At 67.7% G+C, this 14755-nt stretch carries 21 protein-coding genes; 12 read left to right on the top strand and 9 right to left on the bottom strand.

Annotated elements, in window-relative coordinates:
* Window positions 1-18: 18 nt before the first annotated feature.
* The 3 genes from AB0B28_RS04000 to AB0B28_RS03990 are packed head-to-tail and all read right to left on the bottom strand — an operon-like array spanning window position 19 to window position 2074.
* On the bottom strand, window positions 19-1062 hold the full coding sequence (locus AB0B28_RS04000; protein ID WP_360116097.1) for a hypothetical protein: 1044 nt from the start codon (window positions 1060-1062) through the stop codon (window positions 19-21).
* A gap of 30 nt (window positions 1063-1092) precedes the next feature.
* Entirely contained in the window at window positions 1093-1386 is a 294-nt protein-coding gene (locus AB0B28_RS03995) for a hypothetical protein (RefSeq protein WP_360116094.1), read from the bottom strand.
* Window positions 1379-2074, bottom strand: a complete 696-nt coding sequence (locus AB0B28_RS03990; RefSeq protein ID WP_360116091.1) for a hypothetical protein — start codon at window positions 2072-2074, stop codon at window positions 1379-1381. Before AB0B28_RS03990 ends, AB0B28_RS03995 begins: the two co-directional genes overlap by 8 nt.
* 291 nt (window positions 2075-2365) lie before the next feature.
* Here AB0B28_RS03990 and AB0B28_RS03985 point away from each other — a divergent pair, with 291 nt between their 5' ends.
* The 6 genes from AB0B28_RS03985 to AB0B28_RS03960 all read left to right on the top strand — a co-directional run bounded on the left by AB0B28_RS03985 (window position 2366) and on the right by AB0B28_RS03960 (window position 5181).
* Window positions 2366-2701 carry a WXG100 family type VII secretion target gene (locus AB0B28_RS03985; protein ID WP_360116088.1) on the top strand — a complete coding sequence of 112 codons (336 nt, stop codon included), beginning with the start codon at window positions 2366-2368 and terminating at the stop codon, window positions 2699-2701.
* A gap of 2 nt (window positions 2702-2703) precedes the next feature.
* Window positions 2704-3228 carry a hypothetical protein gene (locus AB0B28_RS03980; protein ID WP_360116085.1) on the top strand — a complete coding sequence of 175 codons (525 nt, stop codon included), beginning with the start codon at window positions 2704-2706 and terminating at the stop codon, window positions 3226-3228.
* A 36-nt stretch (window positions 3229-3264) separates the two neighbouring features.
* A complete protein-coding gene (locus tag AB0B28_RS03975; protein ID WP_360116082.1) occupies window positions 3265-3693 on the top strand; it encodes an EndoU domain-containing protein in 429 nt (142 codons plus the stop codon).
* Between the two features lie 48 nt (window positions 3694-3741).
* Window positions 3742-4170: a hypothetical protein gene (locus tag AB0B28_RS03970; protein ID WP_360116079.1), complete on the top strand. Its 429-nt coding sequence runs from the start codon at window positions 3742-3744 to the stop codon at window positions 4168-4170.
* A 75-nt stretch (window positions 4171-4245) separates the two neighbouring features.
* Window positions 4246-4674, top strand: coding sequence for a hypothetical protein (locus AB0B28_RS03965; protein WP_360116076.1), 429 nt, complete (start codon window positions 4246-4248; stop codon window positions 4672-4674).
* Between the two features lie 123 nt (window positions 4675-4797).
* Window positions 4798-5181 (top strand): hypothetical protein, encoded by a 384-nt coding sequence (locus tag AB0B28_RS03960; protein WP_360116073.1) that lies wholly within the window; start codon window positions 4798-4800, stop codon window positions 5179-5181.
* Between the two features lie 71 nt (window positions 5182-5252).
* Here the strand turns inward: AB0B28_RS03960 and AB0B28_RS03955 are convergent, their stop codons facing one another.
* The 3 genes from AB0B28_RS03955 to AB0B28_RS03945 are packed head-to-tail and all read right to left on the bottom strand — an operon-like array spanning window position 5253 to window position 6551.
* Complete coding sequence (locus tag AB0B28_RS03955; protein WP_360116070.1) at window positions 5253-5465, bottom strand: DUF397 domain-containing protein; 213 nt, start codon at window positions 5463-5465, stop codon at window positions 5253-5255.
* 11 nt (window positions 5466-5476) lie between these two features.
* Entirely contained in the window at window positions 5477-5695 is a 219-nt protein-coding gene (locus tag AB0B28_RS03950; protein ID WP_360116068.1) for a DUF397 domain-containing protein, read from the bottom strand.
* Window position 5696: 1 nt separating this feature from the next.
* Complete coding sequence (locus AB0B28_RS03945) at window positions 5697-6551, bottom strand: helix-turn-helix transcriptional regulator (RefSeq protein WP_360116065.1); 855 nt, start codon at window positions 6549-6551, stop codon at window positions 5697-5699.
* 313 nt (window positions 6552-6864) lie between these two features.
* On the opposite strand from AB0B28_RS03945, the gene AB0B28_RS03940 reads away from it, so the two are divergent.
* The 3 genes from AB0B28_RS03940 to AB0B28_RS03930 all read left to right on the top strand — a co-directional run bounded on the left by AB0B28_RS03940 (window position 6865) and on the right by AB0B28_RS03930 (window position 7902).
* A complete protein-coding gene (locus AB0B28_RS03940) occupies window positions 6865-7140 on the top strand; it encodes a hypothetical protein (protein WP_360116062.1) in 276 nt (91 codons plus the stop codon).
* Window positions 7137-7514, top strand: a complete 378-nt coding sequence (locus AB0B28_RS03935) for a hypothetical protein (protein WP_360116059.1) — start codon at window positions 7137-7139, stop codon at window positions 7512-7514. The genes AB0B28_RS03940 and AB0B28_RS03935 overlap by 4 nt, the downstream gene beginning before the upstream one ends.
* 118 nt (window positions 7515-7632) lie before the next feature.
* The gene (locus AB0B28_RS03930; RefSeq protein WP_360116056.1) at window positions 7633-7902 is read left to right on the top strand and encodes a hypothetical protein; all 270 of its coding nucleotides are present in this window, start codon (window positions 7633-7635) and stop codon (window positions 7900-7902) included.
* Here AB0B28_RS03930 and AB0B28_RS03925 read toward each other — a convergent pair.
* Window positions 7899-8375 carry a YbjN domain-containing protein gene (locus AB0B28_RS03925; protein WP_360116053.1) on the bottom strand — a complete coding sequence of 159 codons (477 nt, stop codon included), beginning with the start codon at window positions 8373-8375 and terminating at the stop codon, window positions 7899-7901. The two genes, AB0B28_RS03930 and AB0B28_RS03925, sit on opposite strands and share 4 nt — an antisense overlap.
* A complete protein-coding gene (mshA, locus tag AB0B28_RS03920; RefSeq protein ID WP_360116919.1) occupies window positions 8372-9607 on the bottom strand; it encodes a D-inositol-3-phosphate glycosyltransferase in 1236 nt (411 codons plus the stop codon). The genes AB0B28_RS03925 and mshA overlap by 4 nt, the downstream gene beginning before the upstream one ends.
* Before the next feature lie 357 nt (window positions 9608-9964).
* On the opposite strand from mshA, the gene AB0B28_RS03915 reads away from it, so the two are divergent.
* The 3 genes from AB0B28_RS03915 to AB0B28_RS03905 all read left to right on the top strand — a co-directional run bounded on the left by AB0B28_RS03915 (window position 9965) and on the right by AB0B28_RS03905 (window position 14071).
* Complete coding sequence (locus AB0B28_RS03915) at window positions 9965-10636, top strand: TetR/AcrR family transcriptional regulator (protein WP_360116050.1); 672 nt, start codon at window positions 9965-9967, stop codon at window positions 10634-10636.
* Window positions 10637-10751: 115 nt separating this feature from the next.
* The gene (tmk, locus tag AB0B28_RS03910; RefSeq protein ID WP_360116047.1) at window positions 10752-12917 is read left to right on the top strand and encodes a dTMP kinase; all 2166 of its coding nucleotides are present in this window, start codon (window positions 10752-10754) and stop codon (window positions 12915-12917) included.
* Entirely contained in the window at window positions 12914-14071 is a 1158-nt protein-coding gene (locus AB0B28_RS03905; protein WP_360116044.1) for a DNA polymerase III subunit delta', read from the top strand. Before tmk ends, AB0B28_RS03905 begins: the two co-directional genes overlap by 4 nt.
* Here the strand turns inward: AB0B28_RS03905 and AB0B28_RS03900 are convergent, their stop codons facing one another.
* Window positions 14072-14650, bottom strand: coding sequence for a hypothetical protein (locus AB0B28_RS03900; protein ID WP_360116041.1), 579 nt, complete (start codon window positions 14648-14650; stop codon window positions 14072-14074).
* Between the last annotated feature and the right edge of the window lie 105 nt (window positions 14651-14755).

Here is a 14755-nt window from a genome sequence, read left to right as displayed (position 1 = left end):
TCGCGGCGGCGGGGCGGGTCACTCGCCGCCCTCTTCCTCGTCCTTGGGCTTGCTCGACCAGTTCGGGGCGTCGTCCCCGCCGCCGCGGGCCTTGTCCTCGAACGTGTTGGGGATGAAGTCCAGGCCCATGACGTCGATGCCGGCGTCGGTCATCTTGTTCTCGCCGTCGGGGTTGACGTCGCCGGCGGCGTTGTTGCCGATGTTGTAGACGCCCTGGACGCCCACGAAGCCCTGCATGAACGGGTTGGCCTTGGCGACGGTGTCGCTCAGGGGCTTGGAGATCTTGTCGAGGTGGGTGCCGCTGGCCCCGGCCCGGCCGGGGGCCATGAGGTTGCGCAGCGCCAGCTGCGACAGGCCTTGGAGCATGCTGAACCCGGTGGAGCCGAGCGTGTCGGCGGGGTTGATGAGGATGCCCTTGGAGGCCATCGCGATCCAGGTGGCGGTCATGTTCGCGCCCATGAAGCCCGCGAGGGTCTTGGCGGCGACGCCGATCGCGTTGTCGAGTGCGGTGAGTGCCGTGAGTGAGCTTGTGGCCGTGGACATCACGATCAGGCGGATGTTCTCGGCGACGATCGCGGAGATCGGGTTCGGGATGGCGCGGATCGTCAGGTACGCGATCGAGAACGCCATGAGCGAGGTCGCGACGGCGAGCATGAGCGGGACCATGACCGCGAGCATCGTGGCCATGATGAACAGCGAGATGCCGATCTGCATGGCGAACGCGCCGATGGTCTGGAGCTGGGCGGCGACCTTGTCGGCCTTGCCGTCGAACGCGTCGCGGTCCTCGCCCGACCACGTCTCCCCGTCGACCGCGCCGGTCTTCTCCTTGAGCATGTCGCTGGCGGCGAGGTACTTCTCGGCGACCTGGAGCCAGGTGGCGGCGACGATCATGAGTTGGCCGGGGTTGCACTGGTTCATGTAGATCAGGCGCGAGAGCGCGGTGCAGGGGCCGGAGAACAGGAACGCGGGCAGGGTGATCTGGGCCGCGGCGAGCGGGGCCATGTACGAGCTGGCCTGCTCCAGGCCGCTGAACTGCTCGGGGTTGGGGGCGGTGTAACCCATCTGGGCTCCTTCAGGACTCGTTCGCGGGCGTCACTTGAAATCGGAGGCGGTGGCGTCGTCCGCCTCCTCCCATGACTTCGCCGTCTCCGCGAGGTCTGTGTTCATGCCCTGGAAGCATTCGGCGGCGCCCCGGACCATCTCGTACATGTAGCTGGTCGCGCCGGTGTAGGCGATCGCGAGTGAATAGTGGACGGTCGTGTAGAGCGTCTGGTCGAGCGAACGCAATGTGGGGAGGAGTTCGTTGGCCTCCTCCAGGATCGGGACGATGTCGTTCTCGATCCCGGTGCCGAGGTCCTTGATGTTGCCGGTGTTGATGTTAGGCAAAGTAGCCTCCGTCGATCAGGCGGCGTTCGAGGTCGGCGCGCTGCTGGTTGATGTGCTCGATGTCGGCCAGGGCCTGGTCGCCCCGGGCGCGGTTCTCGTCGGCCACGGCCGCGATGTCGTCGGGGCCGAGCGGCAGGCCGAGGTCGGTGAAGTACCCGTTCGTCTTGCCCGCCAGGTCTTCGGCGGCCGCGGCGGCGGTCTCGGTGATCTGGGCGCCGAGGGCCTTGGGGCCGATCTCCATGGCGCGTTTGCTGAGCCACACTGAAGCGATCGGATGCTCCATTGTGGCCTCGATGGTGACGAGCTTGCTCTCGTGCGAGGCCTTGCCGACCGGGACTTCGAGGTCGCCTTTGCCGCCGCCTCCCGGTGGCGCGGTGTTGAAGCGCTCCAAGAGTTTGAGGGAAGCGTTGAGGGTCTCCATCACGGCCGGGTGGAGTTCGAGCTTGGCGGTGCCGGCGATGGCGTCCTGCGGCGCGGGCTGCACGTCCTCGGGCGCGACTTCGGCGCGTCTGCGTTCCAGTGTGGCGTGCAGGCCCTCGCCCTCGAGGTCGTCGCGCAGCCGCGAGATCTCGGTGATGGCGTCCGCAATGGACGGCACCCCCGCGGGCACGGGAGCCTCGGCGTTCGCCGCATCCGCTGCGGCCCTTGCGGTCTGCTCGACCAGCTCGGACAGATCATTGCTGAACATCCGCTCAGCCCCCGGCGCCAACTCCACCTTGGGAGCCGCCCCCACCGCCACGGTCACCGTGACCCGACCACAAGCACTGCTCAGCGAGCGCTCTCCAGGACTGTTCTCGGACAACAGATCTCCCGAATACATTGAAAGTTCAAGGGTCGCCCCATAATACGCCCACATATGCGAACTTCATATGAACACATCGTCTACTCCCCATGTCCCCGCAAGCGGGGACCCCGAAGTTGGCACCGATCGACTACGGTGAGTTCGACCGGAATTTCCTCCCGACCCCCTGGAGGCTTCATGTCATTCGGTGTGCAGGTTGAAAGCTCGGCGATCCGCAGCGGCGCGGGCAAGATGGGTGGCTTCGCCGGCGAGGCCAAGCAGTTGACGCCGGAGATGGAACGAGAAGCGTCGGCCGCCGACCAGGCGAACCGCGGCTTCATGACCGGCGAGGCCTGCGAGGCGGTCGCCGACGACTTCAAGCAGGACATGCGCGAACTCCAAGAGCACCTTGAGGACACGCAGCAGGCGCTGGAGGAGATCGCCCAGGACTGGGACGACAACGACCAGGGCGTCTCCGAGGAATTCGACCGCATCGGGTCGGACCTGTCGAACCTGCGAATGCCGGGGCTCTAGGCATGCCGACATTCCAGCAGACGATCGACGCCGACCCCTCGAAGTTCATGACCTACGGCGCCACGGTGCTCAAGACCGCCGGTTCGGTCACCGCGCTGGCGGCGAAGTACGGCCAGGAAGTCGGCGGCCTGGCGACCAGCTGGCAGGGCGACGACTACAACGGACTGCTGCGATGGGCCGGCGAGGTCGCCGGATTCACCGCCCGTGTGGACGTCGCGCTGCTGACGGTGGGCGCGACTCTAGAGGCCATGGGCGCCAGCATGACGGCCACGGTCCAGACCCTCAAACTCACCAAGCAGGCGGCCGAGGGGGCGGGCTACAAAGTGCTCCCGACCCCGTTCGTGATCCTCGGCCCGAGCCAATGGTCTCAAGTCTCCTCGGCCGGCCCAGGCGCCCCGGCGGTCCTCGCGGCCTACCAAGCCGGAGCGATCGCCTTCACCACGGCCCTCACGGCCCAGTACATCGCCCTCATCGCCCAAGACGTCGCAGCCAGCTCCGTCATGCGCACCGCGATCAGCATCGGATAGGGGAGGACTCGCATGGCTGGAGGAAACCTCCCGCGGATGAGCAAGCCTGGACGCAAACACGTCAGGGTGGGGCACATCAAACATGGCAGGAACAACCAGGGCCCGTTCCACTCGGGCTCGGGATGGCATCACCGCCCCAGGGGCCAGAGCCCGCCCGGGCGCAGAATCGTCGCAGGGTCGCGGGAGACGAACGGCACCAACGGCGTCTACTTGGCGAAGGTCGAGTTTTACGACGCCGGTTCGGGCCAGTGGCTTGAGAAGTTCGGTGGAGGAGGAAAGAGTTCTTTCTTTCCTGACGACTGGACCAATGACGAGGTCAATGCGGCCATTGAGGAAGCCAAGGCGAACAGCTCGCCGCACCCGAACAACCCCAACGGCAAGTGGCTCGGGCAGTCGCGAGGTATCCAGATCGAGGGCTACACCTCTGGCTATGCTCACGGCTGGCCGTACAAGATTCAGGCCTGATGAGGAGGCGCAGTGATTCGTTATCGAAATGACGAGCGGTTCGGGCCCGTGATCGAAGACGCCTCGGATCGGTTTCTGGGGCTGGGACGGTGGATGGCCGATGAGATAGGACCGGACTTCGAGATCGCGTTGGACGCCCTTGCGTTCGTGGACGCGGCGAGTCATCGGCGGGAACTTCCGGGCGAGTGGTCGAGCGAAGGCTATGAGGTGCTGTTCAGCGCGGAAGGCCTGACGATCCAAAACCTGTGGGACGAGTCCAGCGAGCCGCCGCTCAACTACTCGATCGGCGAGGCCCGAGAAGCGATCGAAGAGTATGCGGAATTCCTCATGAGCCTTCCGGAACGAGCCAACGTGGTCAGGGAGTTTCGGCCCGATCTTCTGGCTTGGCAAGCCGCACTCCTGTGGTGGGAGCAGTACTGGAAACGGCCCCACCCCTACCGCGGCCGCCTCGGCCTACCGGCGACCGGCCCAGCTTGACCGGGCGAGCCTCTGTTCCGAGGTGGGTGAGGAGGCGCGGTGATTCGGTACCGGAATGATCGACGAGTTGGGCCTGTGGTCGAGTCTGCTCCTGAACGGCTCTTGGGATTGGCGCGGTGGATCGCTGATGAGGCGGGCGGTGGTTTCGACACGGTGCTCGATGCCCTTGAGTCCGTGGACGCGGCGATCAATAATCGAGAACAGCGCGGCGATTGGTCCAGCGAGGGATACCACGTTACGTTCGGTCCCGACGTTCTCACCATCGAAGGGCGCTGGGATGACGATGACGAACCCGCTCTCGTATACGACCTGCAAGAAGCTCGAGACGTGATCGAGGAATACGCGGTGTATGTCATGGGCCTGCCCGAGCCGCCGAACGATGTGAGGGAGTACTTCCCCGAGCTCCCCGTCTGGCAGGCGGATCTGCTTGTTTGGGAGGAGCGCTGGAAGCGGCGCCACCCCTACCGCGGCCGCCTCGGTATCCCCGAGACCGGCCCGGCCTGACCGCGGCCCGCCGTTCGGGGCCGATGGGGAGATGGAGATGCCGTGATTCGATATCGGGACGATGAGCGGTTCGGGCTCGCGATCGTTGATGCCCCTGAGCCGTATCTTGGGTTGGCGCGCTGGATGGCTGATGAGATCGGTCGGGATTTCAGTATTGCGCTCGATGCTTTGGCATTCGTGGATGCGGCATTCCACAAGCGCGCGCTGCCTGGCCAGTGGTCGAGTGAGGGTTATGAAGTGCTGTTTGGCACGGAGGTGCTGACGATCCGGGACTTGTGGGATGAGTCCGGCGAACCGCCGCTTCGCTACCCGATCGATGAGGCCAGGGAGGCGATCGAGGAGTACATGGTCTTCATCATGAGCCTCCCCGATCGCGCGAACGAGGTCAGAGAGTTTCGACCTGATCTTCGGGCTTGGCAAGCCTGGCTGCTGTGGTGGGAGCAGTACTGGAAGCGGCGCCACCCCTACCGGGGTCGCCTTGGCATTCCGGAGACCGGCCCGGCCTGAGACATGGTGAAGGCGCGCTTCCGGGTTTGGAAGCGCGCCTTTTGGTTTGCGGAGGGAGCTGGGGGGTCGGGTCAGGGCTTGAGGGCCGAGACGAGGCCGGTCCAGTCCTCGCGGGTGATGATCAGGTGTTGCATGCTGCCGTCGGGGGTCGGGAGTTTGGTGTCGCCCACTGCGACCTCGGTGCCGTCCACAGCTGCGGCGACGCATTCCCCATTGCCAGAGCTGTTGCTCCGGGTGCTCTTGCGGAACTTCCCTCGTGCCCACTGGGCCTGTTCACTGACCATCCTGCGCTCCCTTACTTGAGGGCGGCGACGAATCCCGCCCAGTCTTCACGGGTCACTACGAGGTGTTGCATGCTGCCATCGGAGGTCGGGAGTTTGGTGTCACCGACTGCGACCTCGGTGCCGTCCACAGCTGCGGCGACGCAGTTCCCGTTCCCGGTGTTGTCACTCCGGGTGCTCTTGCGGAACTGCTTTCGCCCCCACCTTGCCTGCTGCTCGGGCATCTGGGTCATCTCACTCCACATCCTTCAAAACCGCCTTGATGCGGTCGATCGAGCCCTCCTCTCCGAGGCTGTGCTCGTTCCAGAGGGCGTCGTAGGCATCTGCAAATGACTCTACATCTTCACCTTCGGCGACTACCGCGCCGATCGGCGTGTCTACCTGCATCAACGTAGGCCAGGCTTCGCGCATCTCTAGAACGCGGAAACCCGAACCGAGCCCTGCGCGGACATGCGCCCACGATGCCGCTGGGAGGATTCGCAGCGATACATTCGGTCGCTCGGCAAGCTCAAGCGCGTAGCGGAGTTGGGCCGCGATCACCGCTGGCCCAGCGTCTCGCTGATCGAGGATCGCCTCGTGGATTAGGAAGCTAGCCTCTGCTGCATCGGCTTTGCGCAGAACCTCGCCGCGCATCACGCGAGCTTTGAACAGCAGTGTTGACTTCTCGGGATCGTGGCTTTGCGGGCCTTCGGAAATCAGGGCCTTAGCGAACTCGGGAGCCTGGATCAGGCCTGGCCAGGTGTCGAGTGTGAACACGCGCATGCGGGCTGCTTGGCTTTCCGCCCACAGGTAGTCGGAGAATTCCGAGTTCACATAGCCTTCCCACCAGCCGCGCTGATTGGCCGACTGCGCGAGCCGTAGGAGCTGCACTCGGTCGTCGATGTCATCGACGCCGTAGAGGTCGAGCAGGGTCTCAAGATCCTGGGCCTTGACCGGGAACAGCCCGTTCTCGTAGCGGTTGAGCGTCGGTTGGCGGACCCCCAGGTACTCGGCGACGTCTTTGACCGCCAGTTCCTTGTTCTCGCGCAACTGGCGCAGTTTTCGTCCGAGCCAGCGCGCTCGCCAGGTCGGGCGTTTCGATGCGGCCACGGGGTGCCTCCCTTGGTTGGGAACTCTTCGGCATGTCGCACTCATCGTAGGGCCAGCGAATCCTACGATCAAGGTACCGAAAGAGTGAATCAGTACTTGACTACTATCGCGTACTAATACACACTCGAAGGGCATCAGTCGCTCATGAAGGCTGATGAGGGGGTTGTCGGTGGGGGCGACCCTGAAAAGGGCGGCCTGCCGGATCGGGTCCAATCGAAGACCGGCAGGCCGCTTCCACCACAAGGAAGGGGACCTTCCTCATGACAGATCCGAGCCTACGCCCGCGCACCGACAGCGCCGAGGCGGTGACGACTTGGAAATCCGCGACCTGCGCAAGGTGATCGGCCAGTTCAAGCTCGAATACCGCACCATCGAAGTCCTGTCCCTGGGCGACGAGGAGAGCGCCACCGTCTGGCTCCGGCGCGTCGCGCCTGCGCCCGTCCTCGAACTCGGCTACATCACCGAGCTCGACAAGCCGATCCCGCGCCTGCACCTGTACCGCGCCGAATGGAACCGGAACCTCCGCCAATCGGCGAAGGACGCCGCCCGCGAAGTGTGGAACTTCGACCGTCAGCGGGGGAGCGTATGACCTTGCCGCCCAATACGATGCCGCCCGACACTGCGGCCACCAGCGCCGCATCCATCAACACCGCATCCACCGCCACCGCGTTCACGACCACCATGCGCGCCAAGCTCGGCGACATCGCCGTCGAGGGCCGCCGGATCGAACTCGTCTGGCTCACCGCGCTCGATTCGGTGCAAGTCTCCTTCACCGACCTGGAGCCCAACCGGATCGGCACCGTGATCGGCCTGGCGAGCCCGCACGCCCGCCTCGTGATCTCCGAATCCGAGCACCTCGACTGGGTAAGCTCCTTCAACCGCGCCGACCTGATCGTCGTCGCCGTCATCGAGCACTACCGCCACCGAGAAACCCTGGCCCGCTGCCACATCGCGGACCATTGACACCAATCGCCGATCAACATCAGGGGCCCCGGCCGGCGCTCGGGGCCCATCTGATAGTCGCACAAGTCCCATAAATGTTGTCCTGCAACGACATTCACTCGAAAATGAGGACGAACCCGTGGTAGACGAGGTACCCGAGGGCATGGGGTTCTATGCGCTCACGGAGACGGGCATGACCAAGGTGGCGGTCTTTCGGCGAGGCGGTGACGGCGTCACCTTGGAGATCCTCGATGAGCGATGGGAATCCATGGCGCGCAAGTACTACACCGAGGGCATCTTGTCCTACCGGCTCGGTGCGGTGGTGACGCCCGCGCATCCCGAGCGGTTCATGGAGGCGCTGACCGAGCCGCGGAACATGACCTACTACGCGTTCCGCCGCGAACCCTAGGTCTGCGGGCGCAGGTGCTCGAAGGCTTCGAGGTTCTTCGTGGATTCGCCTCTGCTCAGGCGCCAGCGCCATTCTTGTTCTATCGAGGTTCGGAAGCCCAGTTCGAGGATGGTGTTGAAGGATTCGTCCGCTGCTTCGAGGACTTGGCCTAGGACTCGGTCGAGTTCGTTCGCTTCGATCGCGGTCAAGGGCAGGCGGCCGACGAGGTGGATGTCCTCGGATTCGTCGGTGGCGAAGGCGACGGCGTAGAGGCGGCCGTTGCGGCGCAGCAGCTCTGACCAGACCGCTTCGTGGTTCTCTTCGGGGCGGCGGGCGACGAAGCACTCGACGCGGAGGGCGTGGTCTTCGAGGACGAGGCCGCAGGCGATGTTGAGTTTGCGCCGGCCCGGGAGTGAGACGACGACCGATCGGTCGCCGTCTCGGCGGTATTCGGCGCCGGTCTCGGCGAGGGCCGCTTCAAGTCGTTCGATCACCGGTTCAGCGTAATCGCCTGCGAGCGTGCGAGCAGGGCGCGGCGGTAGGCCGTGTTCAAGCCTTCCGCTGTGGACTGCCATGAGAACAGCGCGGCGTGCTTCCGCGAACCGGCGGCCAGGCGCGCGCGCAATGCGTCGTCGCCCATGAGGCGGCCCAGGGCGCTCGCCCAGTCGTCGGAGGAGTGGGAGTCGACCAAGAGCCCGGAGTCGCCTTCGGCGACCGCCGTCGTCAAGCCGCCGACTTTCGCCGCGATCACCGGGGTGCCGGTGGCCTGGGCTTCGAGGGCGACGAGCCCGAACGACTCGTTGTAGCTGGGCACGGCCACCGCGTCGGCGGCCCGGTAGACCTGCGCGAGCGCCTCGCCCGAGCGCGGGGTGCGCCATTGGACGCGGTCGCCCAGGCCCAGTTCCCCGGCGAGTTTCGGCAGCCAGTAGAGGTCGGTGTTTGAGGGGCCGCCCACGAAGACCGGGACGATCCGTTCGGCCAGCGCCGGGTCGGTCTCCCGCAGCCGGGCCAGGCCCCGCAGCAGCACGTCGGGGGCCTTCGCGGGCTGGATGCGGCCCACGAACGCGACCACCAGAGCGTCTTGACGCAGGCCCAGCGCCTCCCTGGCCGCGTAGGAGTCCCCGGGCCGGAACACCCCGAGGTCCACACCCGGGTGGATGACCTCGACGCGCCGCGCGTCCGCGTTGTAGAACCGCCGCAACTCCTCGGCCTCGGCTGCGGTGTTGGCGATGAGCAGGTCCGCTTCGCAGGTCAGCTGCTCCTCGCCCACGACGCGCCCGATCGGCTCGGGCGAGTCGCCCTCGGCGAGCTGGGCGTTCTTCACTTTCGCGAGCGTGTGGAAGGTCTGCACGAGCGGCACGCCCCACCGGTCCGAGGCGACCCACGCGGCCTGGCCCGAGAGCCAGTAGTGGGCGTGGATGAGGTCGTAGTGCCCGGCCGGGTTGTGGGCCTCGGCGCGGAGCAGCCCGCCGGTGAACGCGCACAGCTGCGTGGGCAGGTCGTTCTTGGAGAGCCCTTCGAAGGGCCCGGCGGGCAGGTGGTGGACGAGCACGCCCGGCGCGGCCTCGGCCGTGGGCGGCTCTTCGGAGGAGGTGGCGCGGGTGAAGATCTCGACTTCGACGCCGGCGCGGGCGAGTTCGCGGGCGGTGTTGAGCACGTACACGTTCATGCCGCCGGCGTCGCCGGTCCCCGGCTGCGCGAGCGGTGAGGTGTGGACCGAGACCATCGCCACGCGGCGGACGGGCTGCTTGCGGCATCGGGCCCGGAAGGCCGGGGTGCGCCGTGTGTTCACGTGTGAGTCCTCTCCGCGGTTGCCTCGTCCCCTGAAGCAACGCGCAAAACACTCGCAATACTTCCGTGCCCTGGTGTTCACACACAACCGCCACAAGCGCTGGAGTGACGAACTAGGCATTCGTCAAGCCAAAATGCGACGCGAGCTTACGACTTCGCTGCGTGTCGGATTCACGACCCCCGGTCAGGTGAAGCCGGAATTTCTCTCGCGACACGAGCCGGAATGAGCCTCAAATCCGGGCAAGTCGTCCATGATGGGGATACTTGTCATCACCAGGGGGGAGACAACACCATGAGCACCGCCACCGTTCCGGCCGCTCGACAGCCCACCATGTCGCCGGTGTCCAAACTCGGCGCGACGCACTCGCTGCGGCGCCTGCCCGTCCAGGAGCGCTCGGCCGCGCGCGTGCGCCGCATGCTCGACGCGGCGGCGGACCTGATCGAGGAGGTCGGCTACGACCGGCTCTCGACCACGGCCATAGCCCAGCGGGCCGATGTCGCGATCGGCTCGGTCTACCAGTTCTTCGGCGACAAGCGCTCGCTCGCCGAGGCGCTGAGCCAGCGCTACATCGACCTGTACTTCGAGCGGCTCACCGCCCGCTTCGACGCCGAGCCCCCCGCCGACTGGCGGGACGGGGTCGCCGCGGCCATCGCCGAGTACGTGCACATGTACCGCACCGCGCCGGGCTTCCGCGTCCTCCACCTGGCCGACGCGATCGACCCGGGCCGGGCCGACGCGGTCACCACCGGCGGCGACGTGATCGCCGACCAGATCCTCGCCGGGCTCGCCCAGCGCTTCGGCATCGGCGGCGACGACGAGTTGGGCAAGACCGTCACCGTCGCCGTCGAGACCGGCCAGGCCCTGGTCCGGCTCGCGTTCCGCCGCGACCCCGAAGGCTGCGAGGCCTCGCTGGCCGAGGCCAACGGCGTCGTCTGCGACTACCTCGCGCGCCGCCTGTCCTAGAACTTCGCGCGGGGGTGGCCCGCAAGACTCATCGACCGCGCCGAGACGTGAGGCCGCGCCGAGCCGACTAGTGTCGTAGTCGACCCGGCGCGGTCTCTGACTTTCGAGGAGCAGCATGGCGAACACCCTTGCCGATATCCAGACAGTGCTGCGGATCCGCCCGTTCAGAAGGCTGTGGACCGTGCTCGGCCTGGCCTCCTTCGGCGACTGGTTGGCCCTGTTCGCCACGGCGGGATTCGCGCAATCGCTGTTCGACGACCCCGCGGCCAAGGGCGCGGCGTTCTCGGCCACGATCGTGCTGCGGCTCCTGCCGTCCCTGGTGCTCGGCCCCGTCGCGGGCGTGTTCGCCGACCGGTTCGACCGCCGCAAGACCATGGCCGCGTGCGACACCGCCAGGTTCCTCCTCATCGCCTCGGTGCCCACGGTCTACCTCATCACCGACAACACCGCGATCACGGTGGCCTGGCTGGCCGTCGCCCAGCTGTGCATCGAAGGGGCCGTCCTCATCTGGTCCCCGGCCAAGGAGGCGGCCGTGCCGAACCTCCTGCCGCGAGACAAGTACGAGGCCGCCAACCAGCTCAGCCTCGCCACCACGTACGGCATCGCCCCGCCGCTGGCGTTCGCGGTCCTGGCGATCCTCGAACGGGGCTCGGGCGTGTGGGCCAACCTCGGCCCCTGGGCCGAGCCGATGGTCGTGGCCCTGTACCTGACGGCCGCGATGTTCGCGATCCTCGCCGTCACCGTCTACTTCTTCATCCCCCAGATCTCCGGCCGCTACGGCCAGGTCGCGGCCAAGACCTCCAGCGTGTGGAACGACTTCGTCGAAGGCTGGACCTACATGCGGGACCGCGAGCGCGTGAGGGGCCTCATCCTCGGGATGCTCGGCGCGTTCAGCGGCGCGGGCATCCTCATCGGCGTCGGCACGGTCTACGCGACCACGCTCGAAGCCGGAGAAGCCGCGTTCTACATCCTCGCGGTGTTCCTGTTCCTCGGCCTCGGCGCCGGGATCGCGTTCGGCCCCAAGCTCATCGGCGAACTCTCGCGGCTGCGCTGGTTCGGCATGAGCATCGTCCTGGCCGCCGCGGGCCTGGCCATCGACTCGGTCGCGCCGTGGCTGTGGGTCGCGCTCGTCGGCTCGGTCATCATGGGCCTGGGCGCGGGGATGGCCTTCCTCGCCGGGATCACCCTCCTCCAAAGGGAGACCGAGGACGAGATCCGCGGCCGCATGTTCGCGTTCATCGCCGTCTCCGCGCGCGTCATCCTCATGCTCGCCATGACGATCTCCGCGCCGCTCGCGGGCTGGCACGCCGCCCGGCAGCTCGACCTCGGCTTCACCGAAGTCGAGATCTCCATGAGCCGGATCCTCCTGTTCGTGGCCGCCGCGCTCGTGGCCTGGCTCGGCGTCACCGCGTTCCGCAACATGGACGACAAGCCCGGCGTCCCGGTCTTCGCCGACCTGTGGTCCTCCCTGCGCGGCAGGCCCCTCGCCGCGGTCGTGCCCAACGCGGGCACCGGGTTCTTCGTGGTCTTCGAAGGCGGCGAAGGCGCCGGGAAGTCCACCCAGTCGGTCAAACTCGCCGCCTGGCTCAAACTCCGCGGCTACGAAGCCGTGCTCACCCGCGAACCCGGCGCGACCGACATCGGCGCGCGCATCCGCTCCCTCGTGCTCGACTCCGGCGGCGAATCCGCTCCCGCCCCCCGGGCCGAAGCGCTCCTGTTCGCCGCCGACCGCGCCCAGCACGTCGAGAAGGTCGTCCGCCCCGCCCTCGAAAGGGGCGCCGTCGTGGTCTCCGACCGCTACGTCGACTCCTCGATCGCCTACCAGGGCGCGGGCCGCGAACTGGGCAAAGACGAGATCGCCTGGGTCTCCTCGTGGGCCACCGGCGGCCTCAAACCCGACCTGACGGTGCTCCTGGACGTCGACCCCGCCGCAGGGCTCCACCGCGCCAAGGCCGGCGGCACCGGCGACCGGCTCGAACAAGAAGAACTCGACTACCACGAGCGCGTGCGCGCCACGTTCCTCCAGCTCGCCGCCGCTGATTCCAAGCGCTACCTGGTGATCCCCGCCGGAGGCACCGCCGACGAGATCGCCGCCGCCGTGCGCGAGGCCGTGGCCCAACGCCTCGACATCCGCACCCAGACCGCCCGCACCGAGACCGGCTGGCCCGGCCTCGACGCCGACCGGCCCGCCCAGGCCCCCGCCGACGACCGCCCCGCGGCCGACGACGACGGCGAGTACGGCTGGAACACCGTGGTCGCCGAGGAGGCCGGACGGCCGTGAACGCCCCCTCGGTCTTCGACGAACTCGTCGGCCAAGACGAGGCCCGGCGCGTACTTTCCGCTGCCGCCGTAGGCGATGGGATGACCCACGCGTGGCTGTTCACCGGCCCGCCCGGCTCCGGTCGCTCCACCGCCGCCGTCGCCTTCGCCGCCGCCCTCCAATGCGCCCAAGGCGGCTGCGGCGACTGCCACGAATGCCGCACCACCCTCGGCGGCACCCACCCCGACGTCACCCGCGTCATCCCCGAAGGCCTTTCCCTCGGCGTCGACCAAGTGCGCGGCCTGATCCTCGACGCCTCCCGAGCCCCCACCGCCGGGCGCTGGCAGGTCCTGGTGGTCGAAGACGCCGACCGCCTCACCGAAGCGGCAGCGAACGCCCTGCTCAAAGCCGTCGAAGAACCCCCCGAACGCACCGTGTTCCTGTTGTGCGCGCCCTCGGTCAACCCCGCCGAGATCTCGGTGACCATCCGCTCCCGCTGCCGCGTCATGACCTTGCGCCAGCCTCCGGCCGGAGCGATCGCCGACCTCCTGGTGCGCCGCGACGGCCTCGACCGCCGCGAAGCCGAGCTGTACGCCGCCGCCGCGCAAGGCCATGTGGGCCGCGCCCGCCGCCTCGCCACCGACCCCGAGGCCCGCGCCAAACGCCACGACGTGCTCCAGATCCCGCGCCGCCTCACCGGCCTCGGCGCGTGCTTCACCGCCGCCGTCGAACTCATCGAAGCCGCCGAAGCCGAGGCCTCGGGCACCTACACCGAGCAGTCGACCTCCGAACGCGAAGCCCTGGAGACCGCACTCGGCAAGGGCGGCACCGGGAAAGGCGCGTCCAAGGCCGCCCGCGGCTCGGCGGCCGCGCTCAAGGAACTCGAGAAGCGCCAGAAGACCCGCGACACCCGCGCCCAGCGCGACTCCCTCGACCGGGCCCTGGTCGACCTCGCCGCGTTCTACCGGGACGCTCTGGCGGCCGGGTTCGGCGCGCGCGTCGCCCCGATCCACCCCGACATGGCCGACACGACCCGTGCTGCCGCCGCGAGGCTCAGCGCCGAGTCGCTGCTGCGCCGGATCGACGCGATCCTGGACTGCCGCAAGGCCATCGAAGCGAACGTGCGCCCGCGCATCGCCGTCGAGGCGATGATGACGCGCCTGTGGCAGGCCTGATCACTGCGTCCACAGGTGGTGGATGAACGCGTCCTCGGCCTTCGGCAGCACTCCGCTGCGCTGCCACCGGTACCAGGCCCGCTCCTCGACGACCCGCACGCAGAAGTCCCCGTCGATCTCGAACGCCTCTGAGACGCAACGGAAGTCGTCCCTGAACGCCCCGTCGGTCCAGTACCAGACCCGCCGCCCGATCAGGTTCGGCACGTCCGAGGCCGGATAGGGCCTGCGCACCGGCGGCGAGTCGGGGTCGGAGAGCCGCTCGATCAGGTAGCCCGGCCTCGGAGCGCCCGTGCCGGGCTCGGGGCGCTGCACGTACACGTCCTCTGCGGGGACGAGGCTCGCGTAGGCGTCCCCGTCGCCGTCCACCGCCTTGTAGTAGTCGGCCTCAGGCACCAAGGGCACCAACAGCATTCCGTCACGGGTGATCGGGTCGTCGGCGCGGAGGTCGAACCGCCATCCGCTGGCGGCCGAACCGTGCACGACTCGCGCCGAGTGGATGTCGAAGGAGCGGCTGACCGGCACCGGGACCAGGGCCGGAGGCGGCTGCGGCACGTCGAACGCGCTGTCGTCTACGCCCACAGAGACTCCTGACGTTCTGGGACAACCGTGTGCAAGGGTGACGGGAGAAAGCATAGGGGGTTGGCACACTCTGGGGATTCAGGGCCCGGGCGGCGGCCGTAAAGT

Source organism: Glycomyces sp. NPDC046736, from assembly GCF_040645615.1.
GTDB lineage: Bacteria > Actinomycetota > Actinomycetes > Mycobacteriales > Micromonosporaceae > Glycomyces.
Note: the sequence above shows the minus strand (reverse complement) of the source record. Positions and strands in the feature narration are given on the sequence as shown.